This is a genomic window from Streptomyces sp. JK94 (assembly GCF_053613315.1).
This window is the reverse complement of the sequence record NZ_JBSICH010000043.1, coordinates 24195-47411: the sequence shown is the minus strand read 5'-3', so window position 1 is coordinate 47411 and position 23217 is coordinate 24195. Positions and strand designations below refer to the sequence as shown.

General features: G+C 73.2%; 24 protein-coding genes and 1 riboswitch. Of the genes, 8 read left to right on the top strand and 16 right to left on the bottom strand.

What is annotated here, in order from left to right; translation table 11 throughout:
- Nucleotides 1-115: 115 nt before the first annotated feature.
- From ACVV2G_RS29780 to ACVV2G_RS29755, 6 genes are all read right to left on the bottom strand, one after another.
- On the bottom strand, nucleotides 116-1039 hold the full coding sequence (locus tag ACVV2G_RS29780) for an LLM class F420-dependent oxidoreductase (protein ID WP_453845886.1): 924 nt from the start codon (nucleotides 1037-1039) through the stop codon (nucleotides 116-118).
- 426 nt (nucleotides 1040-1465) lie between these two features.
- Nucleotides 1466-1936, bottom strand: coding sequence for a DUF6099 family protein (locus ACVV2G_RS29775; protein ID WP_453845885.1), 471 nt, complete (start codon nucleotides 1934-1936; stop codon nucleotides 1466-1468).
- A gap of 184 nt (nucleotides 1937-2120) precedes the next feature.
- A complete protein-coding gene (locus tag ACVV2G_RS29770) occupies nucleotides 2121-2474 on the bottom strand; it encodes a nucleotide pyrophosphohydrolase (protein ID WP_453845884.1) in 354 nt (117 codons plus the stop codon).
- A complete protein-coding gene (locus ACVV2G_RS29765; RefSeq protein ID WP_453845883.1) occupies nucleotides 2471-3625 on the bottom strand; it encodes an AAA family ATPase in 1155 nt (384 codons plus the stop codon). The genes ACVV2G_RS29770 and ACVV2G_RS29765 overlap by 4 nt, the downstream gene beginning before the upstream one ends.
- A gap of 95 nt (nucleotides 3626-3720) precedes the next feature.
- Nucleotides 3721-4113: a cell division protein SepF gene (locus tag ACVV2G_RS29760; protein ID WP_453845882.1), complete on the bottom strand. Its 393-nt coding sequence runs from the start codon at nucleotides 4111-4113 to the stop codon at nucleotides 3721-3723.
- A 215-nt stretch (nucleotides 4114-4328) separates the two neighbouring features.
- Nucleotides 4329-4778, bottom strand: coding sequence for a DUF7144 family membrane protein (locus ACVV2G_RS29755; RefSeq protein WP_453845881.1), 450 nt, complete (start codon nucleotides 4776-4778; stop codon nucleotides 4329-4331).
- 280 nt (nucleotides 4779-5058) lie between these two features.
- Between ACVV2G_RS29755 and ACVV2G_RS29750 the strand changes: the two genes are divergently transcribed.
- The 6 genes from ACVV2G_RS29750 (at nucleotide 5059) to ACVV2G_RS29725 (ending at nucleotide 9976) form a co-directional block, all read left to right on the top strand.
- On the top strand, nucleotides 5059-6414 hold the full coding sequence (locus ACVV2G_RS29750) for a chloride channel protein (RefSeq protein ID WP_453845880.1): 1356 nt from the start codon (nucleotides 5059-5061) through the stop codon (nucleotides 6412-6414).
- Nucleotides 6411-6956 carry a potassium channel family protein gene (locus ACVV2G_RS29745; RefSeq protein WP_453845879.1) on the top strand — a complete coding sequence of 182 codons (546 nt, stop codon included), beginning with the start codon at nucleotides 6411-6413 and terminating at the stop codon, nucleotides 6954-6956. The genes ACVV2G_RS29750 and ACVV2G_RS29745 overlap by 4 nt, the downstream gene beginning before the upstream one ends.
- Nucleotides 6957-7096: 140 nt before the next feature.
- A riboswitch (cobalamin riboswitch) is annotated at nucleotides 7097-7281 on the top strand.
- Nucleotides 7282-7311: 30 nt separating this feature from the next.
- Entirely contained in the window at nucleotides 7312-8034 is a 723-nt protein-coding gene (locus ACVV2G_RS29740; protein ID WP_453845878.1) for an energy-coupling factor ABC transporter permease, read from the top strand.
- Nucleotides 8031-8372: an energy-coupling factor ABC transporter substrate-binding protein gene (locus ACVV2G_RS29735; RefSeq protein WP_453845877.1), complete on the top strand. Its 342-nt coding sequence runs from the start codon at nucleotides 8031-8033 to the stop codon at nucleotides 8370-8372. Before ACVV2G_RS29740 ends, ACVV2G_RS29735 begins: the two co-directional genes overlap by 4 nt.
- Nucleotides 8373-9122: a cobalt ECF transporter T component CbiQ gene (gene cbiQ, locus ACVV2G_RS29730; RefSeq protein ID WP_453845876.1), complete on the top strand. Its 750-nt coding sequence runs from the start codon at nucleotides 8373-8375 to the stop codon at nucleotides 9120-9122.
- Nucleotides 9119-9976 carry an ATP-binding cassette domain-containing protein gene (locus ACVV2G_RS29725; RefSeq protein ID WP_453845875.1) on the top strand — a complete coding sequence of 286 codons (858 nt, stop codon included), beginning with the start codon at nucleotides 9119-9121 and terminating at the stop codon, nucleotides 9974-9976. The genes cbiQ and ACVV2G_RS29725 overlap by 4 nt, the downstream gene beginning before the upstream one ends.
- A gap of 21 nt (nucleotides 9977-9997) precedes the next feature.
- Here the strand turns inward: ACVV2G_RS29725 and ACVV2G_RS29720 are convergent, their stop codons facing one another.
- The 10 genes from ACVV2G_RS29720 to ACVV2G_RS29675 all read right to left on the bottom strand — a co-directional run bounded on the left by ACVV2G_RS29720 (nucleotide 9998) and on the right by ACVV2G_RS29675 (nucleotide 19496).
- Nucleotides 9998-11608, bottom strand: coding sequence for an MFS transporter (locus ACVV2G_RS29720; RefSeq protein WP_453845874.1), 1611 nt, complete (start codon nucleotides 11606-11608; stop codon nucleotides 9998-10000).
- A gap of 361 nt (nucleotides 11609-11969) precedes the next feature.
- Entirely contained in the window at nucleotides 11970-12599 is a 630-nt protein-coding gene (locus ACVV2G_RS29715) for a TetR/AcrR family transcriptional regulator (protein ID WP_453845873.1), read from the bottom strand.
- A 307-nt stretch (nucleotides 12600-12906) separates the two neighbouring features.
- Nucleotides 12907-14394, bottom strand: a complete 1488-nt coding sequence (locus ACVV2G_RS29710; RefSeq protein ID WP_453845872.1) for an APC family permease — start codon at nucleotides 14392-14394, stop codon at nucleotides 12907-12909.
- Nucleotides 14395-14463: 69 nt separating this feature from the next.
- On the bottom strand, nucleotides 14464-14607 hold the full coding sequence (locus ACVV2G_RS29705; RefSeq protein WP_453845871.1) for a hypothetical protein: 144 nt from the start codon (nucleotides 14605-14607) through the stop codon (nucleotides 14464-14466).
- An 81-nt stretch (nucleotides 14608-14688) separates the two neighbouring features.
- Nucleotides 14689-14850 (bottom strand): hypothetical protein, encoded by a 162-nt coding sequence (locus tag ACVV2G_RS29700; RefSeq protein ID WP_453845870.1) that lies wholly within the window; start codon nucleotides 14848-14850, stop codon nucleotides 14689-14691.
- A gap of 4 nt (nucleotides 14851-14854) precedes the next feature.
- Nucleotides 14855-15253: a hypothetical protein gene (locus tag ACVV2G_RS29695; RefSeq protein ID WP_453845869.1), complete on the bottom strand. Its 399-nt coding sequence runs from the start codon at nucleotides 15251-15253 to the stop codon at nucleotides 14855-14857.
- Between the two features lie 200 nt (nucleotides 15254-15453).
- On the bottom strand, nucleotides 15454-16038 hold the full coding sequence (locus tag ACVV2G_RS29690; protein WP_453845868.1) for a GTP-binding protein: 585 nt from the start codon (nucleotides 16036-16038) through the stop codon (nucleotides 15454-15456).
- A gap of 26 nt (nucleotides 16039-16064) precedes the next feature.
- The gene (locus tag ACVV2G_RS29685; RefSeq protein ID WP_453845867.1) at nucleotides 16065-16433 is read right to left on the bottom strand and encodes a DUF742 domain-containing protein; all 369 of its coding nucleotides are present in this window, start codon (nucleotides 16431-16433) and stop codon (nucleotides 16065-16067) included.
- Nucleotides 16430-16831 carry a roadblock/LC7 domain-containing protein gene (locus ACVV2G_RS29680; RefSeq protein WP_453845866.1) on the bottom strand — a complete coding sequence of 134 codons (402 nt, stop codon included), beginning with the start codon at nucleotides 16829-16831 and terminating at the stop codon, nucleotides 16430-16432. Before ACVV2G_RS29680 ends, ACVV2G_RS29685 begins: the two co-directional genes overlap by 4 nt.
- A gap of 1 nt (nucleotide 16832) precedes the next feature.
- Nucleotides 16833-19496 carry a sensor histidine kinase gene (locus ACVV2G_RS29675; protein WP_453845865.1) on the bottom strand — a complete coding sequence of 888 codons (2664 nt, stop codon included), beginning with the start codon at nucleotides 19494-19496 and terminating at the stop codon, nucleotides 16833-16835.
- Nucleotides 19497-20281: 785 nt separating this feature from the next.
- Here ACVV2G_RS29675 and ACVV2G_RS29670 point away from each other — a divergent pair.
- Nucleotides 20282-21007: a hypothetical protein gene (locus tag ACVV2G_RS29670; RefSeq protein WP_453845864.1), complete on the top strand. Its 726-nt coding sequence runs from the start codon at nucleotides 20282-20284 to the stop codon at nucleotides 21005-21007.
- Between the two features lie 802 nt (nucleotides 21008-21809).
- A complete protein-coding gene (locus tag ACVV2G_RS29665; protein ID WP_453845863.1) occupies nucleotides 21810-23033 on the top strand; it encodes a class I SAM-dependent methyltransferase in 1224 nt (407 codons plus the stop codon).
- The last annotated feature ends 184 nt before the right edge of the window (nucleotides 23034-23217 follow it).

Genomic DNA, 23217 nt, shown 5'->3' with positions numbered 1-23217 from the left:
ACGCGCGGGAGCCCCCGGGGGTGTGGATCCCCGGGGGCTCCGGCAGGACGACGGCCACAGCCTCGACAGGGCGGGTGGCCGGCGCCTTCGTTATCCGAAGGCCCGTGTCACCGCGTCACGCCAGCTGCGACTGGACCTGGGAGGAGATCAGCTCCAGGTGGTCCAGGTCGTCGAGGTCGAGGACCTGGAGGTAGATCCGCTGCGCGCCGGCCTCGGCGTAGCGGCCGATCTTCTCGACGACCTCGGCCGGGGAGCCGGCCAGGCCGTTGGCCTTCAGCTCCTGGACCTCGCGGCCGATCACGGCGGCACGGCGGGCCACCTCGGCGTCGTCCTTGCCGACGCAGACGACGAGGGCGTTGGAGTAGGTGAGGGCGTCGGCCGGGCGGCCGGCCTCCTCGGCGGCGGCCCGCACCCGTGCGAACTGGCGCTCGGTGTCCTCGATCGAGGCGAAGGGGATGTTGAACTCGTCGGCGTACCGGGCGGCCAGGCGGGGCGTGCGGGTGGCGCCGTGGCCGCCGATGAGGACGGGCACCCTCGCCTGGGCGGGCTTGGGCAGCGCGGGCGACTCCGTGAGCTCGTAGAACCTGCCGCGGAAGTCGAAGGTCTTGCCGGTCCCGGTGGCCCACAGACCGGTGACGATCTCCAGCTGCTCCTCCAGACGGGCGAACTTCTCCTTCGGGAAGGGGATGCCGTACGCCTTGTGCTCGTCCTCGAACCAGCCCGCGCCCAGGCCCAGCTCGACGCGTCCGCCCGACATCTGGTCGACCTGGGCGACCTGGATGGCGAGGACACCGGGGAGCCGGAAGGTGCCGGCGGTCATGAGGGTGCCGAGCCGGATGCGCTTGGTCTCACGGGCGAGGCCGGCCAGGGTGATCCAGGCGTCGGTGGGGCCGGGGAGGCCGTCCGCGGAGCCCATGCGGAGATAGTGGTCGCTGCGGAAGAAGGCGTCGAAGCCGAGGTCCTCGGTGGCCTTGGCCACGGTGAGCAAGGTGTCATAGGTGGCCCCCTGCTGGGGCTCGGTGAAGATGCGCAGATCCATGCCTCCATCCTGCCTGCTCGGCGGGGGCGTGCCGCACAGGCTCCGGCCGGCCCGGCGTATTCCCCGGCCATCGGCGGGTGAATCCGCGTCCGTCACGGGCCCGGCGCACGCGGTCAGCCCGCGTCCGTCGTGGGCCCGGCGCACCGCGGGACGGCGACCGGCCGGTCCGGCGCACGGGCGGCCCGGCGCACGGCGGGACGGTCACCAGGCAGGACGGTCACCAGGCAGGACGGCGCCCCGGGGGGACGGTGCCCCGGCAGGACGGTCACCAGGCAGGGCGGTGACCGTTGGCCGGGGCGGAGCCGGGGTGCCCGGCCTTCGCGCCGGCCGGTGTGCGCCGGGGCGTCCCGGGTCTCCGGTGGACGGGCGGGGACACACCGGCTGAACGGTGCGGGGGGCGGTCGGCGGGGCGCGACGACGACGCGGTCAGCCCGCCTCCCGCTCCGGTAACCCCGCGTCCCGGTCCGCCAGTCTGCGCAGCATCTCCAGGACCCGGTCCCGCGACTCGTCCGCCGCGTCGATGGCCTCCATGCACTGCCAGTACGTGGCGTCGTCGGCGGCGGCGCAGGCGATGCCGACCAGGGCGATGCCCGTCTCCCCCAGCAGGGTGCCCAGGCGCATCAGGGCCTGGCGGGCGTCGCCCAGTTCGGTGAGCTGGGCGGCGCGCGGCTCTTGCGGGGCCAGTTCCGGTGTGCGCAGTACTCCGCAGCCGCGGCCCGCCAGCTCGGTCAGCCCGATCGCCTCGCCGCGCAGCTCCGGTGGCCCGTGGACCGCCAGCCGGCTGCCGATCGCCTGCGCCAGGGCCTGCACCTGCCAGACCTCCGTCAGGATGTCCGGCACCTCGCCGCCGGCCGCCAGGGCACGCCCACTCGTCACGATGAGCCGCACAGCGTCCATGCGCTGCCCCCGTCCGTCTCCGACGCGCTCGCGACGCGTCCGCCCGAACTCCGTTGTCCACTACCCAGAGTGAAGGTGTGTGGGGCGAAAAGCCAGAGCAAGGCGGAAATCTTCGGACAACGAAAAGATATCCGGCGGGTTAACGACTGCGGAGAGTGATAACGGAGTTGATGGCTCCTCTCGTTCAGGCGTCCGGCTCGCCGCGTACCGGGAACCGGAGTTCGTTGCGCTCGATCTTCGCCGCCAGCGCGGCCAGCGGATCGACACCGAGCACCTCGCAGAACTGGAGCAGGTACGCCAGTACGTCGGCGACCTCGTCCCGGACCCGGTGCGCGGTGTCCGGCTCGGTCATGACGCGGGCCGACTGCTCGGGCGTCAACCACTGGAAGATCTCGACGAGTTCGGCGGCCTCCACACTGAGCGCCGCGACGAGGTTCTTGGGCGTGTGGTACGGCTGCCAGTCCCGCGCGGCGGCGAACTCGGCCAGCCTGCGCTGCAGGGCCGGCAGGTCGGGGGGCGGGTGGGGAAGATCGGTCACGGGTCCAGGTGTACCACCGTGACCCCGTCCACCCCGGCCGCCCACGAGGCGTCGGCGACCGCCGCGACCAGGCGGATGTGGCCGCGGTCGCACATCCGCGCCGCCAGCCGCAGCAGTTCCGCGCGCTGCCGCACGTCCAGACCGCGGTCGAAGCCGTCGGCGAGCACGGTCAGCGTCCGCAGCGCGGCGGGGACCTCCCCGGCCGGGTCGGCCTCCAGCACTCCGGGGCCGGTGCACAGCACCAGGGCGAGGGCGAGGTAGCGCAGTTCGCCGTGGCCGAGCCGTGCGAGGCCGGTCCGCACGCCGTCGCCCCGGTCCAGCAGCGCGCGGACCGTGCCCCCGGCGGCCGGCTCGGCCAGGACGTCCGCGACGGGACCCGCGCACCCGGTCCGCACCGCCGCGACGAACCGGGCGTGCCGCCGGCCGTACTCGGCGCGGGTGCGCCGCAGTACGTCGGCGAGGTTGTCGCAGCCGCCGAGCAGGTGCCCGGAGGCGGTGGGCACGGGCTCCCGCATCCGGCCGGGCCTCGGATCGCAGGCGAAGACGGAGCGCAGCGCGACCACCATCTGCTCGGCGGCGGCGAGCACCCTGCGCTGCCCGTCCGTCTTGCCGGCCACCCGCAGCGGCAGCAGCGGGGTGCCGAGCCGGTCGTCCGGCAGGGGGGCGCGGGTCACCGGTGCCGCCCCCGCCGTGTGCCAGGCGGCCTGGACGGCACGGCGGCCGGGGTCGCGCAGGGCCGTCTGCAGCAGTACGACCCCGTCCGCCGTCAGCCGCTCCCCCACGACGCGCAGCTCGGGCTCCGCCTGTACGGCGACGTCGAGGTGCACCGGACCCTCGGCGCCGTCGGCCGTACAGCCGATGCGGAAGCCGCGGCGGTGCTGGGCGTCCGGTCTGGCCCGCTCGGGCACGCAGGCGCCCGGGTCGGGGAAGGCCGCGCCGAGCCGGGCACCGCCCCCGAGCCGGGCCAGGGCGTCGTACGCCCTGAGCGCGGTGGTCTTGCCGCAGCCGCTGGGCCCGGCGAGCACGGTGAGCGGCCCGAACCGCAGCACGGCGCGCCGGTGCCCGGCGAAGGCGGACAGCCGCAGCTCCGTGATGCGGGGACGGTCCGGAAGGAGGGCGGCGGACGCCGTCGGCGCGGGTGGCACTGCCATGTGCGGACCGTAGAACTCCGCCGCACGACGAACCGTTTTGCCCGGACGCCGTTCCCACGTTCGGGGGACGGGGCCGTCAGGGCCGCAGGGGCCCGTCACACTCCGGGCACCCCGGCCATCCCTTCCATCAGCCCGTTCACCTCGGTCCCGGCCGGGGTGAGCAGGAAGACGTTGCGGTCGACGCGGTGCATGCCGCTGGCCAGGCCGAAGACGACGCCCGTACTGAAGTCCAGAACCCGCTTGGCGACCTCGCCCTCGGCGCTGGTCAGGTCCAGGAGGACGGGGATGCCCGCCATCAGCGTCTCGGCGACCTCGCGGGCGTCCGCGAACACGTTGACCCGCAGGACGACGAAGCGGCGGCGCGTCTCCGTCTCCGCATCCGGCAGCGCCCGGTGGCCGACCGCGGACGGCCAGGCGTCTCGCCCGCGCAACGGAACGACCTGGGCGAGCCCTTCCCACTGTTCATCGGTGACGTCGTGGCTGTTCACCGGCTCCCCCGATTTCACTCGCCTTCAATACGTGCACCAGCCAATTCTTACGCCAAGTCACCCGTTCGGCCCAACAGCGACACGATGCGCCACGCCCGGTGCCCGGTGTTTGCCGGGGAAAAACCCGGTGCGGGGGCCGGCCGGTTCCCCCGTACTCCTGGTGCGCCGGGCGGGGGGACCGTGCCCCCGCCCGGCTCCGCGGGACCGCTCAGGCCCTAGTCCGCCCGGTTTTGACGGCTGGCCAGCGCCCAGATCACGAAGACGTCGATCGCCATCACGATCACGGACCAGACGGGTGCGTACGGCAGGAACAGGAACTGGGCGACGAGGCTGAGCGAGGCGAGGAAGATGCCCGCGAATCGCGCCCACGGCATGTCCTTGAGCAGTCCGTAGCCCGTGGCGAGGACGAGGGCGCCCAGGATGACGTGGATGACGCCCCAGCCGGTGAGGTTCAGTTCGTAGACGTAGCTGCCGACGCGGGCGTACACGTCGTCCTCGGCGATGGCCGCGATGCCCTGCAGGACGGCGAGGGCGCCGTTCAGCAGCATCAGGACGCCCGCGAAGACGACCCCTCCGGTCACCCAGCCGCCGGAGCGGTCCGCCGACCGCGGGGCGCCTGCGCCGTGCGTCGGCCTGCCGGGGGAAGGTGCGGCGTGCTGGCTCATGAGCGAGTCCTTTCTGGTGTCCCCCGTACGGGCCTCGGTCCACCGGCGCCTCGGGGCACCGACAGGTCACTCCGAGCCTGCGGTCGCCCGTTCCGCCCCGCCATGCGGGTCCGCCGAACGGGTGGACCGGCCTGCCCGTGTCCTCCCGCCGCCCGCTCGCCGGGGCGTTCCGTGCGCATGCGCCCCCGGCCCGCCTCGCGTTTACTGAAGCGCACGTGCGAACGCGCGCTTCGGGCCCGTCGGACCGGGTGCCGGGGGCGAGGTGGACGGAGGAGGGCCCGTGGCGACCCAGCCCCCGCCGGCGAACGCGGTGCCGGACCGGGCCGAGCGGTCCCTCCGGCGCGTGCTGGTGAGCCCCGGCTGTCCGCGGCTGTTGCTGCTCTGCGTGCTGCTGGGCGTGCCCATCGCGCTGGCCTGCTTCTTCTTCGTCGGTCTCCAGCACCGGTTCCAGCACTGGGTGTGGACGTCGCTGCCCGAGGCGGCCGGATACGACGCCCCGCCCTGGTGGTGGCCGCTGCCCGCGCTGGTGCTGGCCGGGCTGATCCTGGCGCCGGTCGTGACCAGGATGCCGGGCGGCGGCGGCCATCTGCCGGTGAACGGGCTGGGCGGGGCGCCCGTCGGCCCCCGTGCGCTGCCCGGTGCCGTCCTGGCCGCGCTGGCCACGCTGCCGCTCGGTGTGGTGCTGGGTCCGGAGGCCCCGCTGATGGCCGTCGGCAGCGGACTCGCCCTGCTGGCGGTGCGGCGGGCGGGCGCGGCCGGTGACCCGAGGGCGGGCGCGGTCCTCGCGACGGCCGGTTCCACCGCCGCGATCTCCACGATCCTCGGCGGCCCGGTGGCGGCGGCCGTGCTGCTCGTCGAGGGGGCGGGCCTCGCCGGCGTCCAGCTGGTCGCCCTGCTGCTGCCCTGCCTGCTGGCCAGCGCGGCGGGCGCCCTGGTCTTCACCGGGTTCGGGCAGTGGACCGGGCTGGAGATCGGTGCCCTGGGCCTGCGGCACCTTCCGCCGCCCGCCGCTCCGGACGCCGGTGACTTCCTGTGGGGCGTCCCCACGGCGGCGCTGATCGCGGTGCTGGTCACGCTGGGCGGCGAGCTGGGGCACCGTACCGTCTCGTGGACGCGGCGGCACACGGCCCCGCGCACCGTCCTGTGCGCCGCGGCCGTCGGCGTCTGCCTCTCGGCGTACGCCCTGATCACCGGCCGTTCCCCGGCGGAGGCGGCGCTGTCCGGTCAGGCGACGCTCGGCCGGCTGGCCGCGGACCCGCACGCCTGGTCCGTGGGGGCGCTGGTCGCGCTGGTGGCGTGCAAGGGGCTGGCCTGGGGCATCGCGCTGGGCAGCATGCGCGGGGGGCCGATCTTCCCGGCCGTACTGCTGGGCACGGCGACGGCCGTGGCGTGTTCCGGTCTGCCGGGCTTCGGTGCGACCCCGGCCCTCGCTCTGGGCATCTCCGCCGCCGCGGCGGCGGTGACGGGGCTGCCGCTGGCCAGCGCGGTACTGGCGGTGCTGCTGGTGGGCGAGGACGCCCACGACCAGATGCCGTTGATCGTCGTCGCGTCGGTCGTCGCCTTCGTCGTCGCCCAGCTGGTGCGCCCGACCCGGCCGGCGGCGGGCGGGAGCCCGCGCGGCGAGGCGGAACGGTGAGCGAGCACCGGGCGGGCCGCCCGCGGGGCGTCCGGCACCCGGCGCGCCCCTGGCTGACGCGGGCCGGCTCCGCGGTGGCCGTGGTCGTGGCCTACTTCCTCCTCCCCCTGGACCACCTGGGCCCGCGGCGTCCCGTACTGAGCTGGGTGCTGTTCACCCTCGTCCTGACCGTCGTGGCCGCGCTGCTGCTCCGGCAGATCCACCACGTGTTCACCAACCGGACGGACTCCCGGCCCGGAGCGGTGCTCTCCCTGCTGATCGTCCTGACCGTGCACATCTTCTCGGCCGCCTACTACGCCCTCGCCAAGCAGCAGGGCGAGTTCACCGGCCTCGGCACCCGCGTCGACGCCCTGTACTTCACCGTGGTCACGCTGGCGACCGTCGGATACGGGGACATCACCCCGCGCGGCCAGACGGCCCGCATCGTGACCGTCCTGCAGATCGCCTACAGCTTCGTGTTCCTGACCGCCGCCGCGACCGCGCTCACTCAGCGGCTGCGCGAGATGGTGGTCCGGCGGACGGAGCGGGACCGGCACGGCTGACGGCACCGGCACGGCTGACGGCACCGGCACGGCTGACGGCACCGGGGTGAACGCGCGCCGGGGGGCGCCCGCGCGGACCGACCGTGTCCGTGCGGCGTGCGCCCCCTGGAGGGCCGCTTGTCACCGCCCCGGTGGGAGCACTACTGTCACCACGCCTTGGTGAACGGGAAATCCGGTGTGATGCCGGTGCGGCCCTCGCCACTGTGAATCGGGAAGTCCGGCTCCGGCCCTCGCGGGCAGCCACTGGGTCCTTGCGACCCGGGAAGGCGGAGCACGGGCGGTGGTACCCGTAAGCCAGGAGACCGGCCAAGGCGCGTCGTCCATCCACGAGGTGCTGGAGAGGGTCTGCTGAGTCATGCACATAGCCGAGGGCTTTCTGCCTCCGGCGCACGCGATCGCCTGGGGTGTCGCGTCCGCGCCGTTCGTCGTCCACGGAGTACGGTCACTCACCCGTGAGGTCAGGGAGCACCCGGAGAGCACCTTGCTCCTCGGCGCCTCCGGAGCCTTCACGTTCGTGCTGTCGGCCCTGAAGCTGCCGTCCGTCACCGGAAGTTGTTCGCACCCGACCGGCACCGGTCTGGGCGCCGTCCTCTTCCGGCCGCCGGTCATGGCGGTGCTGGGCACGATCACCCTGCTCTTCCAGGCGCTGCTGCTCGCCCACGGCGGGCTGACCACGCTCGGCGCCAACGTCTTCTCGATGGCGGTCGTCGGCCCCTGGGCCGGATACGCCGTCTACCGGCTGCTGCGCCGCTCCGGGGCGCCGCTGATGGTCGCGGTGTTCTCCGGAGCGTTCGCCGCCGACCTGTCCACCTACTGCGTCACCAGTGTGCAGCTGGCGCTCGCCTTCCCGGACCCGAGCAGCGGGTTCCTGGGCGCACTCGGCAAGTTCGGCTCCATCTTCGCCGTCACGCAGATCCCCCTGGCGGTGAGCGAGGGCCTGCTCACGGTCGTCGTGATGCGGCTGCTGGTGCAGTCCAGCAAGGGCGAACTGACCCGGCTGGGCGTCCTGCCCGCCGGCTCCGGCGGGACCCGGTCCGGCCGGAGCACGTCCGACGAGCCGGGGGCGGTGGCCCGGTGAGCCGCAACACGAGGATCAACGCCCTGCTGCTGCTCGCCGTGGCCGCGCTGGCGGTGCTGCCGCTGGTGCTGGGGCTCGGCGACCACAAGGAGGAGCCGTTCGCCGGTGCCGACGCCGAGGCGGAGACGGCGATCACCGAGATCGAGCCGGACTACGAGCCGTGGTTCTCGCCGCTGTACGAGCCGCCCTCCGGGGAGATCGAGTCGGCGCTGTTCGCCGTGCAGGCCGCGATCGGCGCGGGCGTACTGGCCTACTACTTCGGGCTGCGCCGGGGCCGGCGGCAGGGTGCGGAGCGGGCGGTGGCGACGGCGCGGCGGGACGCTTCCGAAGGGGACTGAGTGCTGCCGATCGACGCGGCGGCGCACAGCAGCCGGTGGCGCCGCCGCCATCCCGTGGACAAGGCCGTGCTCGGGCTGGGGCTGACCGTGCTCGCCGTCTCGCTGCCGCCCTGGCCCGGCGCGGCGCTGGTGCTGGTGACGGCCCTCACGGTGCTGCTGGGCCCGGCCCGGGTACCGGGGCGCCGGCTGTGGCGCGCGTACCGGGTGCCGCTGGGTTTCTGCGCGACCGGGGCGCTGCCGCTGCTGGTGCAGGTCGGCGGCCCGGACGGGTTCCTGACGGCGGCGGGCGGCGGCCCGGCGCGCGCCGGTGAGCTGCTGCTGCGCACCTCGGCGGCCTCCCTCGGGGTGCTGCTGTTCGCGTTCACCACACCGATGTCCGACCTGCTGCCCCGCCTGGCACGGGCCGGGGTGCCCGCGCCGGTGGTCGACGTGGCGCTGGTGACGTACCGGATGAGTTTCCTGCTGCTCGACTCGGTGCGCCGGATCCGTCAGGCACAGGCGGCGCGGCTGGGGCACACCACCCGGGCCGCCGCCTGGCGTTCGCTGGGCGGGCTCGGCGCCACGGCGTTCGTGCGGGCCTTCGACCGGGCGGCGCGGCTCCAGTCCGGACTCGCGGGGCGCGGTTACGACGGCACCCTGCGCGTCCTGGTGCCCGAGGCACGCGTCTCGGTGCCCTTCACGGCGGCGAGCCTCGTCCTGCTGGCGGCGCTGGCCGCCCTCACCCTCGTACTGGAAGGGCCGCTGTCGTGAGCGAGACGTGCGGGAGGGCCGGGACGGCCGCGGCGTGCCCGGTCGCCCTGCGGGGCGCGTCCTTCGCGTACGAGGAGGGCCCGGACGTGCTCGCCGGCCTGGACTTCGAGGTGCGCGAGGGGCGCGCGCTCGCATTGCTGGGCCGCAACGGCAGCGGCAAGACCACGCTGATGCGGCTGCTCAGCGGCGGGCTCAGGCCGCGCACCGGGACGTTGACGGTCGACGGCGAGCCGGTGGTCCACGACCGCAAGGGGCTGACCCGGCTGCGGACCACGGTGCAGCTGGTGGTGCAGGACCCGGACGACCAGCTCTTCGCGGCCTCGGTGGGGCAGGACGTGTCCTTCGGCCCGCTGAACCTGGGCCTGTCCGACGCGGAGGTCCGGTCGCGGGTCGAGGAGGCGCTGGCCGCCCTGGACATCTCGGCGCTGGCCGACCGGCCCACCCACCTGCTGTCGTACGGCCAGCGCAAGCGGACGGCGATCGCCGGCGCCGTCGCGATGCGGCCGCGGGTGCTGGTCCTCGACGAGCCGACCGCCGGACTCGACCCGGACGGGCAGGAGCGGCTGCTCACCACCCTGGACCGGCTGCGCGCCGGCGGCACCACGGTGGTGATGGCCACCCACGACGTCGACCTCGCCCTGCGCTGGTCCGACGACGCCGCCCTGCTCACCCCGTCCGGTGTGCACACGGGCCCGACGGCCCCGACGCTGGCCCGCACGGAGCTGCTGCGGCAGGCGGGGCTGCGGCTGCCGTGGGGGGTGGCGGTGGCGCGACTGCTGCGCGCGCGGGGCCTGTTGGCGGACGAGGCGGCCGGTCCGCGCACACCGGAGGAGCTGGCCGCCCTGACGGAGTGACGCGGAGCCGGCCGGCCCGGCTCACCGTGCCGGTTCGCTGTACTCCGCGTCCCGGGCCCCGGCCGGGTCGCCCTCCGTCCGGGGCCGGGCGCCGCGGCCGGGCAGGACGGCGAGGACGATCAGGGTGCCGGCGGCCATGATGATCCCGCCGACGAGGCTGGTCGTGGCGACGCCGTGGGCGAAGGACTGGTGCACGGCGCCGGCCAGGGCCTCGGCCTGCCGCGGGCCGGCGTCGGGGCTCGTCGCGAGACGCTCGGCGACGGCCAGTCCGCCGCCCACGGAGTCCTGGGCGGTGTCCAGCGCGGCGGCCGGGAGCCGGTTGCCCACCAGGTCCGCGAGTTCGTCCCGGTAGGCGGTGCCGAGCAGGGAGCCCAGTACGGCGATGCCGAGCGAGCCGCCGAGTTCCAGCGCGGTGTCGTTGGCGCCGCCGGCGACGCCCAGTTCGCTCTCCGGGAAGGTGCCCATGATGGTGTCGGTGGCCGGGGACACGCTCAGCCCGATCGCCAGGCCGAGCAGCAGCATCGGGGCCAGGAAGTCGGCGTACGCGGAGTCCTTCTCGATGAGGACGAGCAGGAGGACGCCGACGGTGCCGAGCGCCATGCCGGAGCCCACCGTGGCCCGCACGCCCAGCTTCGGGGTCAGCCTCCCGGTCACCGCGGCGCCGACGAACACGGCGCCGGCCAGCGGCAGCAGGCGTACGCCGGTCTCCAGGGCGCCGTAGCCGAGCACGAACTGCAGGAACTGCGTGGCGTAGTAGATGGCGCCGTAGGTGCCGAAGAAGAAGAACAGCACCGCCAGCATCGAGCCGCTGAACGGCCGCTGCAGGAACCTGCGCACGTCCAGCATCGGGTGCGGGTGGCGCAGCTCCCAGGCCACGAAGGCCACCAGGCCGACGCCGGCGACGACGGCCGCGGCGACCGGGCCCGCGCCCCAGCCGAAGTGCGGGCCCTCGATGCTCGCGTAGACCAGGCTGCCGACGGAGACGATGGAGAGCAGACCGCCCACGTAGTCGATGCGGCCCATGCCGGCCGCCCTGGACGGCGGGACGAGGACCAGCGCGCCGGCGACGGCGGCGACCGCGATGGGGACGTTGACCAGGAAGGTCGAACCCCAGGCGTGGTCCTCCAGGAGCCAGCCGGCGACCAGCGGGCCGGCCGCGATGGCGAGGCCGGAGGTGGCGGTCCAGGCCGTGATGGCGCGGGCCCGCTCCTCCTTCGGGAAGACCGCGACCAGCAGGGACAGCGTGGCCGGCATGACGACGGCGGCGCCGACGCCCATGATCGCCCGGGCGGCGACGACCAGGCCGGTCCCGTCGACGAGGCTGCCCATCACCGAACCGCCGGCGAAGACCACCAGGCCGGTGATCAGGGCGCCGCGGCGGCTGTACTTGTCGCCTATCGAACCGAGGACCAGCATCAGCGCGGCATACGGGACGGTGTAACCGTCGATGACCCATTGCAGGTCGCTGCTGCTCAGGCCGAGGTCGGCCGTCATGTCCGGCGCGGCCACGATCAGGGACGTGTTGGCCATGACGACGATCAGCAGACTCAGGCACAGGACGACGAGGGCCCACCAGCGCCGCGCGTAGGGCCCGGTCATCTTCTCGACGGGGGTGGTGGCCAGGACGGGCATCAGGGCTCCCGGGGGACGAGGGCGAGTTGTTTGCCCATTGATGTGCAGACCAAAGGAGCGTAGTTTGTTGCACATCCATGTGCAAATACGAGGGGTGCGGGGCGTCCCGCGCGGTGGCGTGCGTGCTCGCGCGTGCGTTCGCACCCGTCTTCCGGGCGTGGGGCGAGGGGGTTCGCGGGGGTGCCGGGGGCCCGGACGGTCAGGGGCCGCGGAGCCGGAGGCTGGGGGCCTGGGGAGCCGGAGGCCGGGGGGCCGGGGGCCGGGGGCCGGGAGGCGCGCGGTGACGGACAGGAGTTACCGGGACGTACGCGGCGTGCGGAGGTGCGGGCGGCGGGTCACGCGCCCGAGGCGGCCCTCGCGGTCACGTCGCGGCGACGTCCTCGACCACGATCCGGGCCCGCCGCTCCGGCACACCGGCCGCGATGAGCTGGGCCACGGCGACCCGGGTGCCGTCGTCCTCCAGCGCCCCGGCGTTGACCTGCTCGAGCAGCGCGACCGTCATCGCCTCCAGCCCGGCGCTCAGCACGGCGGCGGGCAGATGCGCGGGGAAGGCGCCGTCCCGCTGACCGCGCTCCAGGATGGCGGTGACCTCGGCCCGGGCCGGTGCCAGGATCTCCGACACGCGCTCCACGCCCAGATCGTGCCGGGCCAGCGCCAGGAGCATCCGGTAGCGGTCGCCCACCGGCCACATCAGCAGCACGAAGTAGGCGAGTGCCCGCTCGGCCGGCTCCTCGGGCCCGACGCGCTCCGCACCGGCCGCCATCGCGCTCCGCAGCACCTCGGAGGCCTCCTCGGCGAGGGCCTCCAGGAGCGCCGCGCGTCCCGGGAAGTGCCCGAAGAGGGTACGGCGTACGACACCGGCGGCCCGGGCCAGTTCCTCCAGGGTGGTGTCGGGGTTCCGGCCCAGCTCACGGCGGGCCGTGGCCAGGATCCGCGCCCGGTTGGACCGCGCGTTGCGCCGCTGCGGCTCACGGGCGGCGGGCTTGGTCACGGGGCACCTCTGGGGCGGACGACGGGGCGAGGGGCTGCGGGGCGTCCATTCTGGCACGGGGGCCGCGCCCGGACCCGGCCGACGGCCCGGCGTCCCAGTGCCCCGACCGGCGCTCCGGTCTCCGGCGTCCCGGTGCCCCGGCGCCCCGACCGGCGCCCCGGCCTCCGGCGTCCCGGTGCCCCGGCCGACGACCTGACCTCCGGATCTCCTGACCAGCAGCCCACCAGCCGAAGGAGCACGACGCCCGGGCGACCGGCGACGGCCGGCCTCCCGCCCCGCCCGGCGTCGTCCACATGCCCTGCCTCGTTCACCCGCCTCGCTCGGTCCGCCCGCCCGGTCCGTCCGCGGGCCCGGCCCCGTCCGCCCGCCCCGCCTCGGCCGCAGGGCCGGCATCGCCCGCGTGACCCGCCCCGCCCGCAGAGCCCGCCTCACCCGCGTGACCCTCCCCGCCCGCGGGTCCGGGCGTCTTCGCCCGTCCTCCCCGCCGTACGGCGGCGACCGCGGCGAACACCGTTCCCACGGCCACGACCAGCAGCCCGCGCAGCCACACCTCGGCCTCGATCTGGGTGGCGAGGGCGACGCAGGACGCCGCGCCCAGCACGGGGAGCACGGTCGGGGCCCGGAAGTGGTCGGCCTCGCCCCGGTCGCGGCGCAGCACGAGCACGGCCGTGTTGACCATGAGGAAGACCACGAGCAGCAACAGGACCAGGGTGGACGCCAGGGTCGCGACGCTGCCGGTGAGCGCGAGGAGCATCGACAGCAGGGTCGTGACCGCGATCGCGGCCCACGGCGTACGACGCTCGGGCAGCACCCTGGTCAGCACGGCGGGCAGCAGCCCGTCCCGGGCCATGCCGTAGGCCAGGCGGGAGGACATGATGCCGGTGAGCAGCGCGCCGTTCGCCACGGCGACGAGGGCGATGGCGCTGAACAGGCGGGTCGGCACACCGCCGGCCGCCTCGACGACCTCTAGCAGCGGCCCGCTCGACGCGGCCAGCCGGTCCGTCGGCACCGCCACGGACGCGGCGAGGCCCACCAGCACGTACACGACACCCGCGGTGGCGAGGGCGCCGAAGAGGGCGCGCGGGTAGGAGCGGCGGGGATCGCGGGTCTCCTCGGCGACGTTCACGGAGGTCTCGAAGCCGACGAAGGAGTAGTACGCCAGTACGGATCCGCTCAGTACGGCCGCCGCGGCGCCCTTCTCCGGCGTCCCGAGCTGCCCGAGCCGCGCCACGTCGCCGTCGCCGCGCAGCAGCAGCCACGCGCCGAGGGCCACGATGACCAGGAGGCCGCCGACCTCGACGACGGTGGCGGCGACGTTGGCGCGGGTCGACTCCTTGATGCCCCGCGCGTTGACAAGCGCCAGCAGGGCGAGGAACAGCACGGCGACGAGGCCCACCGGCAGTGTCACGAAGGCCGACAGGTAGTCGCCCCCGAAGCCGCGGGCCAGGGCGGCCACGGAGACGATGCCGGCGGCGAGCATGCAGAAGCCCGCGACGAACCCGGCGAACGGCCCGAAGGCCCGGGTGGCGTAGTGGGAGGCGCCGCCCGCACGGGGGTACTTCGTGGCCAGTTCGGCATAGGAGGCCGCGGTCAGCAGAGCCAGCAGCAGCGCGACGGCCAGCGGCACCCACACCGCTCCCCCGGCATCGGCGGCCACCTGTCCCACCAGGACGTACACCCCGGCGCCGAGCACGTCGCCCAGGATGAAGAAGTAGAGCAGCGGGGTGGTCAGTGCCCGCTTCAGCGCCGGACTGCCCTGAGGGTCCGCCGGCCGTCGTGTTCCGAGTCTCGCCATGACGCCTCAGGTTTCCCGCAGGACGGAGAACAAGCCCCCCGAGTCCCACGGGCCACCGTGGCCTCCCGGCTAGCGGTCGTCCGACAGCTCGTGCCTGGCCGCGAGCCGCCCGTCGACGAAGCACAGCCGGTACACGCCGCTCACGAAGTATCCGTTGGCCAGCGCCGTCGCCGCGTCGAACGTGGAAGCACGGGCGAGGCCGCCCTCTTTCACCAGCCGGCCCAGCAGGTCGTACGCGTCATGGGGGAAGCGTTACCAGCGGCGCGGGTATTCGCCCAACCCCGCAGCCGGACGTCACATGACGGGGAACCAGGCCGACGGACGCCTGGCGACGGCCGGTACGTCGACGCCGTCCTGCGCGGCTTCCTCGACGAACGGACCGGCAACGGAGACGGGCGGCGGGACGGTACCGGTGCTCACGCCGTTGTGCCGCCGGAAGACACGGAGCGTTCTCACGGTCTCAGTTCTCCGGGCCGGTGGCGGGGCCGTCGGCCCGGGCGAGCAGGCCGTCGACGAAGGCGCCCAGTCCGCTGCGGTAGGTGTCCCGGGCGGCCAGCGTGGTCCAGCGGACGCCGATGGCGGCCAGGTGCGGCACCCGGGAAGCGTCGAGGCCGCTGAAGGCGTTCCCGCGGGCGGGGGCCCGGCCGCCGGAGTGGGTGCGGACGAGGATCTCGCCGACGGTGTAGTACCAGACGCTGCGGAACACCTCCACGGCCTCCTCCGGGGTGCAGCCGCGGTCGCCGGCGCCGGACAGGATCGCCTCGACCATCCACAGCGCGGACTCGTCGAGCAGGCCGACGAACCCGTCGACCGTGAGGATCTCCGCGGCCCACGGCCAGCCGGCGAGGGCGTCGTGCATCGCGGTGGCGGCGGTGACGATGCGCTCGCGCGGGTCGTCCGGCAGCGTGGAGCAGGAGGCAGGTGCCCCGCGGCAGCGACGGCGACGGCGGTGCCGCGGGGCACGGGCCGGGGCGGCGCGGGCCGGGGCGGCGCGGGCCGGGGCGGCGCGGCGGTGCCCGGCTCGTCCTGTCGTACGGGGTCCCGGAGTGCGTTCGTCGCCTACAGGGCGGCCTCGCGCTGAGTCTCCACCGTCAGCACGTGTTCCACCGCCTGGATCAACGTCTCCTTGACCGAGGTGCGCAGACGGGCGTCACAGAGCAGGACCGGTACGTGCGGGTCCAGCGTCAGTGCCTGACGCACCGTCTCCGCCGGGTACCGGCGGGCGCCCTCGAAGCAGTTGACGGCGACCACGAAGGGCAGGCCGCTGCGCTCGAAGTAGTCGACGGCCGAGAAGCAGTCGGGCAGCCGTCGGGTGTCGGCCAGGACGACCGCGCAGAGCGCCCCGGCCGCCAGTTCGTCCCACATGAACCAGAAGCGGTCCTGGCCGGGGGTGCCGAACAGGAAGAGCGCGAGACGGTTGTGGATGGTGATCCGGCCGAAGTCCAGGGCCACCGTGGTGGTGCCCTTGCGCTCGACACCCGACAGATCGTCCACGTCGATGCCGGACCGCGTCAGCGTCTCCTCCGTGTGGAAGGGGACGATCTCGCTGACCGTGGAGACCAGCGTGCTCTTCCCCGCCCCGAACCCCCCGGCCACCAGGATTTTCGCGGCGTCCGGCAACTCCGTTCGCGGCATATCAGACATGGCGGGCTTGCCTTTCCGTCTCACACTCACAGTGCACGCAGTCCTTCGAGTACTTCTCTGATCATGCGGACGCTGGGCCGCGCCGCCGGATCGGCGGGCTGCCGTACCCGGATGGCCCGGGCGCTGAAGAGGTCCCCGAGCAGGACGCGCACGACTCCCACCGGCAGGTTCATGTGGGCCGCCACCTCGCCCACCGGGCGCGGTCTGTGGCACAGGGCGAGGATCGCCCGGTGCTCGGGTTGCATGTCCACCTCGTGCTGAAGGGCGTCGACCGTCGTGACCACGAAGGCCACCAGGTCGAAGAAGTAGCCCTCGTTACGGGTCCGTCCCCGCACCATGGCGTACGGGCGGACCACCGGACCGGCCGCCTCGTCCACCCATTGCGCGCGGGTCATCGGGATTCGACCGACATGTGGAAGCCGAGTCGTTTGACCAACATGGCCATCTCGTAGGCGACGACGCCGATGTCCGCACCCTGGCGGGTCAGCGCCGTCAGACAGGAGTTGTCGCCCGCCGCGCACACGAACAGGAAGCCGCCCTCCATCTCCACCACGGTCTGGAGCACCGCGCCACCGCCGAAGTGCCGGCCGGCGCCCTTGGCGAGACTGTGGAAACCGGAGGCGACCGCGGAGAGCCGTTCGGCGTGGTCGCGGTCGAGTGCCTCGGAGGCGCCGAGCAGCAGCCCGTCCGTGGACAGCAGGACGGCGTGGCCGATCTCCGGCACGTTGCGCACCATGTCGCTGAGCAGCCAGTCGAGTTGGGAGCCCGTCTCGGACAGGTCGACCTGGGTCATGTCAACCACGCTTTCTGGAAGTGGGGATGTGGGCGGGGAAGGCGGTGTGCGCGTCATGACCGAGGGCGTCCCCACGCGGACGGCCCGCCGGATCGCCCGGGGCGGCGTACTGTTCCACCCGGGCGCGGGCCGCGCCCGCCTGGAGGGCGGACATCATCGAACGGACCTGATCGGGGCGTTCGACCACACGGTCACGGAGCCGTTCGCCCGGGGAGGGCCGGGGGCCGGCGGGGCCGGCGGGGCCGCGCGTCGCCTTCCCAGCCACTGCCGGTGCCGCTGCCCGTCCCGATGTCTGTGCCTGTGCCTGTGCCTGTGCCTGTGCCGGTGGACCGACGCGCCGCTCGTAATCGGTGCGGCCCCAGTCCATGAGTCGTCCGCGACCGCCGGTGTCACCGACCGCGGGAGTCCCGTCCGAGAGATTCGCCTGGGGTACGCGGACCGGGAGGCCGTCGATCATGCCGCCGTGCACCGGGGCGGGGCCCGCGGCAGGGGCCGGGTGAGGCGCGGAGGCGGGATGGGAGCGCGCCGGGGCCGGGTGAGGCGCGGGGGCGGGATGGGAGCGCGCCGGGGCCGGGCCGGGCGGGGCCGCCATGGGGGCCGGGGTGGGCGCCGGGGGCGGGGGCGGAGGCGGAGGCGCCATCGGGACGGGCGCCGGGACCGGCGCCGGTGCCGCGTGGGCGGGCGCGAACGCGGGTTGGTCCGTTGCCGACGGGGCCGGGGCCTCGATGGCCGACGGGGCCGGGGGCGCCGGGGGCTCCGCCGGGGGCGGGGCCTGCTCCAGCAGGCCGTCCGGGATGAGGACCACCGCGTTGACGCCACCGTAGGGCGAGCGCCGCAGGGTCACCTCGATGCCGTGGCGATGGGCCAAGCGGCCCACGGTGACCAGGCCGAGGCGGGTGCTGTCCAGGGCAGTGATGTCCAGCGGAGCGCTGAGGCGCCGGTTGGCCGCGGCCAGTTCCTCCGGCGGCATACCGAGGCCGCGGTCGTCGATCTCGATGACCAGGCCACTGGCCGCGTGCCCCGCGCTGACCCGGACCTCGCTGTCGGAGGGCGAGAACATCTCCGCGTTCTCGATGAGTTCGGCGAGCAGGTGGATGACATCGGCGGCGGCACGGCCCTGGATGCCCACCGCGGGGACGGGCAGTACGACGACCCGCGCGTACTGTTCGGTCTCCGCGATGCCGCCGCGGACGACGTCCACGGCGGGGACCGCACGGCGCCAGAACCGGCCCGGCGCGGAACCCGAGACGATCAGCAGGCCCTCGGCGTAGCGCCGCATGCGCGTGGCGAGCTGGTCGAGTTCGAAAAGCCGGTCCAGGGCGTTGGCGTCCTCCTCATGGCGTTCCATCACGTCGAGCAGACTGAGCTGCCGGTGGATGAGGACCTGGCTGCGGCGGGCGAGGTTGACGAAGAGCTGGTTGATGCCCTGGTGCAGGCGGACGTCTTCCTGGGCGAGTTCCACGGCGGTGCGTTGCAGCGCGCCGAAGGCGGCGCCCAGTTCCGCCATCTCCCGGTTGACGAAGGCAGGGCTCTTCATGCCGGTGTGGACGTCCACCGTCTCCCCTCGGCGCAGTCGGCCCACGACGTCACGCAGTTGGTCGTCGGTGAGGTTGCGCGAGGATGTCTTGAGGCGATTGATGTCGCCGACCAGGGAGCGTGCCATGCGGATCGACATCACGACCGAGACGATCAGCGAGGCGAGGCTGAGTGTGCCCGCGACGATGAGTTCGATGAAGGCGCGGCGGGCCGGAGGGCCGGTGCGGGTGAACACCAGGTCGATGTAGTCGAGGGCGGTCGTGCTGGTCACCTTGGCCGTGGTGTCGTAGGCGGCACGCCACTGCGCGAGGGTGAAGGGGAGCGTGCGGGCGTTCGGGCCCGCGTCGATGAGGCTGTCCTCCAGGGCGGCGACCTTGGCCATCGTCCCGCCGGGGGCGGCCAGTTCCAGGAAGGGTTTGCGCTGTTCGACGGGCAGCCGGGCGATCACCTCGGCGCTCAGCACCCGCCGGGCACCGATGGCCTGCACCAGGGTGCGGTAGTGGGCGGGGCTCAGCCGGCGGTCGGAGGTGGCGGCGGTGGCCGAGATCAGCGCGTCCTCCTGGGAAAGGAGGTCGCCTGCGGGCACCTGGGTGTAGAGGGCCTGGCCGAACTCCTGGGCATCCTGGTCCGGGAGGATCGTCATGGCGCGCAGCGCCTCGGCGATGTCGTCGTTGATACCTGTGTAGGCGGCCATGATCTGATCCGGTGAGCTGGTGCCCGCGTCGATCCCGCGTCGGATGCCGGCCAAGGCGGCGAGGGACTCCTCGGCGCGGTCGACGCCCTCACGCACCGAGTCGCTCTCCGCGCGGCGCACCTCGTCGGTGTGCGCCTCTTTCAGGAACGCCGCTATCGCCGCGTCGCTGGCCGCACGCCCGGCGGCCAGCGACGCGGTGTCGCCGTCCGACACGGTGGCCGTCACGACCGCGTCCCGCCGTTCGGTCTCGAGGGCCACCACTGCGCGGCCGAGGGGGGCGGCGAGGTGATTGCCGATGGTGTCGACGCGCGAGAGGGTTAACGCGTTGCCGAGCGCCAAGTAGGCGGCGTAGCCGCAGAGCGCGGCCAACGACACCAGGGGGAGCAGGAGAAGCGTGGTGAACTTTCGTCTGATGGACCAGCCCTGACGATTCATTGAGGCCCTGTCGAGTGGCGCGGTGGCGCGCGGCTGCCGGCGGACGCGACACGGAGAGTCTTTCCTCCACTACATGAACGAGATGTGTGGCTCATGTGCGGGCCGAGTAAGAGGTGACCCCAAGGCCATGGCGGAATCTCCACGTCCAGATCATGTTAGGCCGCATCTGACGCATCGTTACTTAAATTTGTTCGACATTCTCTTTAACACCAGTCAAGATCCCGGCTGACAGGTCACACCGGCGGTCCCGGCGCAGCCCGAGGCTGCCGGCCCTTCACCGATGGAGGGCTCGGTCGCGGCCGATCAGGCCCGGGGCCGGCCTCGCCTTCTCGCACTCGGTGCCGCTCGACTCGCCGGGAGCGCTTTCGCCTCGCGGCACCAGTCCGGCAGGGGCTCGAAGCCGATACCGAGTTCCCGCGCGATCGCGGCCACCGGCAAGCACGAGGAGACCGTGGCCGTCACCGAGGCCGTCCCTCGTGACGACGGTCGGACTGTGGTGGTTGTCCGGGTGGCGCCGCAGCGGAGGTTCCGCTGCGTCCGTGGGCTCTTCCGAACCGCCGTGGCGCGTTCACCGGGGACTGCGCATTCCGGGCTGATCTTGATCGCAGGGCCGGCGCCGGTCGCATGAACTCCTCCCCGGGCACGGCACGCGGACGACGCGGTTCGCGCTCCGGCACACCGTGCGCCTCACGCCGTGTTTCGTCGAACCCCGGAACCTTCAAAGTGCCTTGCCCTGCAGCCAGTTGCCCGCGCGGTTGTCAGTGGGGCCTGCCAGGATGTGCCGCATGCCGAACAACCAGGAATTCATGGAAGCCGCGCGCGCCAAGGGGGTCTCACAGGGCGCCGTCGAGGAGGTTCTGCGGTGTCTGCGGCCATGCGTGGTCATCAACAAGGACAAGGTGGGTAAGCGGGTCGGGCGCTGGGAGGGCGAGGATGAGATGACGATCGTCCTCGACTGCGCCGCCCTGCCCCATCGGCACCTGGACCTGGGGCTCGGACTTCCCGACGCCGGATCTCTGCTGGTGCCCGCCGAGGGACCGCCGCGGTGGCGTGCGGAGCCCGACGGTCACATACCGTCGGACCCGGAATCGGAGCACAACGGAGACCTCCACGGCTACGCCGCGTGGACCCACCCCGAGTGGTGGGCGCCCTCCGAGGACCCGCACCCCGCAAAGATGCACCCGGCCCTCGAAGAGGCGATGGCGGAATACCGGCGGCACGTCGGGCCGATGGAACTGCTGGACGACGACTACGTGCCCTCCGGCGGCTCCCTGCAACTCGGGGGCTCGTTGCTCAGGACGCCCCAGGATCCGCCGGAACTGAACCTGGTCGACCTCGGGGACGACTGGGACTGGGATTTCAACGACGAAGTGCTCCGGAAGGTCTCCGCCTGGAGACTCTTCGGCCACGCGCACAACGACAACGGCATCGAATCCTTCTGGCTGATCCACCGGACCGACACGACAGTGGCCCGCTACGACGAGATCGTCTGGATGGAACAGGGAGACTGACACCGTATCGGGCCGAGTGCACGAGACGCTCGAACCGACGTTCCCGCCCTGTACCGATGGAACCGGTCCACACGACCCAGGTTCTCGACGTAGGCATGACGCTCGAGAGTGCGCTCCGCCCTCTTGGTCCGGCGCGGCCTCTCCTCCTCAAGCAGTCCAGGGCGAACGCGTCGGCGCCGAGGACGACACCGGCGTAACAGCTCGGTGGGGCGAAACCGGCACCGACTCCTACCGCCTCGCCTCCACTCGAGCCCGAGCCGAGAAGAAGCTCCCGGCCCGTGGTTTCGGGATCGCGAGCTCGAGGTCGCCGCGTCCTGAACTGCAGTCCAGTCAGCCATGACGTGTCGGTCGCCCAGTTCAGCGCAACGGGCGAGGAGGAGACCCGCACAGAGCAGGCAGCGGGCCGGAGACGCGAAGGGCGGCGCCGTCGGCGACCGGCGCCTTCACACCCCCCGAACAGGGTCCCCGTCGTCGAGTTGACCTGTGGAGGCGAAGTCGTCGCCGTTTCGCGTGACGCCGTCGGCGGAGGTGGCGGTAGCAGCGGCAGCGACGCCGAACGGGTCGCAGTGGGGCCCTCCTGCGGGGTTCCATCGGCGTCGGCGAGCTGGGTGACCGAGCCGAAAGGACCGCGGGGGCGACCACGGTGATTACTCTTCGAGTCCACATGGGCGCATATAGTTACCACCTTCGTCCTTGCGTCGCCCCCCGCATCCGTGATTCCAGAATCCTCACGCTGGAACGCAGCCAGGAGAACTCGTTGGCACTCTTTCGCACTTCACCCCGAACAGCAGCCGCCCCCGTCATGGCCGAGTACTTGGAGCGCACGACGCGCGCTCCCCTGAAGATCGGTATCCGCGCGTGGGACGGCAGCCTCGTCGGACCGGACGACGGCGCCGTGCTTGCCCTGCGTTCCCCGCGCGCGCTGGCGCACGGCTTCTACCGGCCCGGTCAACTCGGCTTCACCAGGGCCTTTGTCTCGGGCGACATGGAGGTCGAGGGTGACTTGGCCGCGTTCGTGCGGCATATGGCGCCCGCGTGCACCGAAGGACGGTCCCGGTTGCGGGACCTCACGCATGCCTTGCGTGCCGCCTACCGGCTCGGCATCGTGCAGGGACCGCCGCCGCGGCCGACGCAAGAGGTGCGGGGCAAGATGGGCCTGCCCGCGGCGATCGCTCATCACTACGACGTGGGGAACGACTTCTACCGTCTCCTTCTCGGACCGTCCATGGTGTATTCGGGCGCCTACTGGCCGCATCCCGAGAACTGGGACTCCGGGACCGGACTGGATGCGGCCCAGGAGGCGAAGATGGACGTCATCTGCCGGAAGCTCGAACTGAAGCCGAGTATGCGCCTGTTGGACGCGGGCTGCGGTTGGGGTTCGCTGGTGCGCTACGCCGCTGAAAAGTATGGCGTGACGGCAGTCGGGGTCACCCTGTCGCAGGAACAGGCCACGTACGCAAGGCGTGAGGTGCGGGAGCGTGGGCTGGAGCAGCAGGTTGAGATCCGTCACTGCGACTACCGTTCCGTCACTGATGGTCCGTACGACGCCGTCAGTGCCATTGAGAGTGCCATGCACCTAGGTGTACGCGCGCTCCCCGGTTATGCCGCGTCCCTCTACGGGCTTCTGGCGCCCGGCGGGCTACTGCTGGATCAACACATCAGCGTAGCGGGAGAAGGTATCCGGCAGCAGTACGGCCCGCTCGTTCACCGGTACATCACGCCTGGACTCGGCATGGCGCCACTGCATCAGACGATGACAGCTTTTGCCGGGGCACAGTTCGACATCCAGGAAGTGGAGAACCTGCGCACCCACTTCGCGGCAACCATGCGAGCCTGGTTGCAGAACCTCGAAGAGAACTGGGACAGGGCCGTCGCCCTCGTCGGCGCGGAACGCGCTCGCACATGGCGCCTCTACCTGGCCCTGTGCGTCGCTTCCCTGGACGCGGGGCTGATGGGGGTGAACCACATTCTTGCCGTCCGTCCCCATCGGGCCGGAGACGACCTGTTGGCGCCCCGGCACTCCTGACGGTCTGGTCCTCCTCGGCCGGCCCTCCGGTGCCCCGCGCCTCGGTCGCCCGTGCAGCATGGCGTCGAGGGCAGGGAAGGTCGCGGTCAGGCCAGGGACCCCGACCCCGTTGCAGCTGATGGGGCACCGTCGTAGCGGGCCGTGGAAGGTCAGGGAGACTTCCTGGCCGACTGATCGCGGCGAA

Coding starts and splice junctions, on each gene's coding strand:
- ACVV2G_RS29780 (WP_453845886.1), bottom strand. CDS start 1,039: ATGGATCTGCGCATCTTCACCGAGCCCCAGCAGGGGGCCACCTATGAC.
- ACVV2G_RS29775 (WP_453845885.1), bottom strand. CDS start 1,936: ATGGACGCTGTGCGGCTCATCGTGACGAGTGGGCGTGCCCTGGCGGCC.
- ACVV2G_RS29765 (WP_453845883.1), bottom strand. CDS start 3,625: ATGGCAGTGCCACCCGCGCCGACGGCGTCCGCCGCCCTCCTTCCGGAC.
- ACVV2G_RS29755 (WP_453845881.1), bottom strand. CDS start 4,778: ATGAGCCAGCACGCCGCACCTTCCCCCGGCAGGCCGACGCACGGCGCA.
- ACVV2G_RS29740 (WP_453845878.1), top strand. CDS start 7,312: ATGCACATAGCCGAGGGCTTTCTGCCTCCGGCGCACGCGATCGCCTGG.
- ACVV2G_RS29720 (WP_453845874.1), bottom strand. CDS start 11,608: ATGCCCGTCCTGGCCACCACCCCCGTCGAGAAGATGACCGGGCCCTAC.
- ACVV2G_RS29710 (WP_453845872.1), bottom strand. CDS start 14,394: ATGGCGAGACTCGGAACACGACGGCCGGCGGACCCTCAGGGCAGTCCG.
- ACVV2G_RS29695 (WP_453845869.1), bottom strand. CDS start 15,253: ATGCACGACGCCCTCGCCGGCTGGCCGTGGGCCGCGGAGATCCTCACG.
- ACVV2G_RS29690 (WP_453845868.1), bottom strand. CDS start 16,038: ATGTCTGATATGCCGCGAACGGAGTTGCCGGACGCCGCGAAAATCCTG.
- ACVV2G_RS29685 (WP_453845867.1), bottom strand. CDS start 16,433: ATGACCCGCGCGCAATGGGTGGACGAGGCGGCCGGTCCGGTGGTCCGC.
- ACVV2G_RS29680 (WP_453845866.1), bottom strand. CDS start 16,831: ATGACCCAGGTCGACCTGTCCGAGACGGGCTCCCAACTCGACTGGCTG.
- ACVV2G_RS29675 (WP_453845865.1), bottom strand. CDS start 19,496: ATGAATCGTCAGGGCTGGTCCATCAGACGAAAGTTCACCACGCTTCTC.
- ACVV2G_RS29670 (WP_453845864.1), top strand. CDS start 20,282: ATGCCGAACAACCAGGAATTCATGGAAGCCGCGCGCGCCAAGGGGGTC.
- ACVV2G_RS29665 (WP_453845863.1), top strand. CDS start 21,810: ATGGCCGAGTACTTGGAGCGCACGACGCGCGCTCCCCTGAAGATCGGT.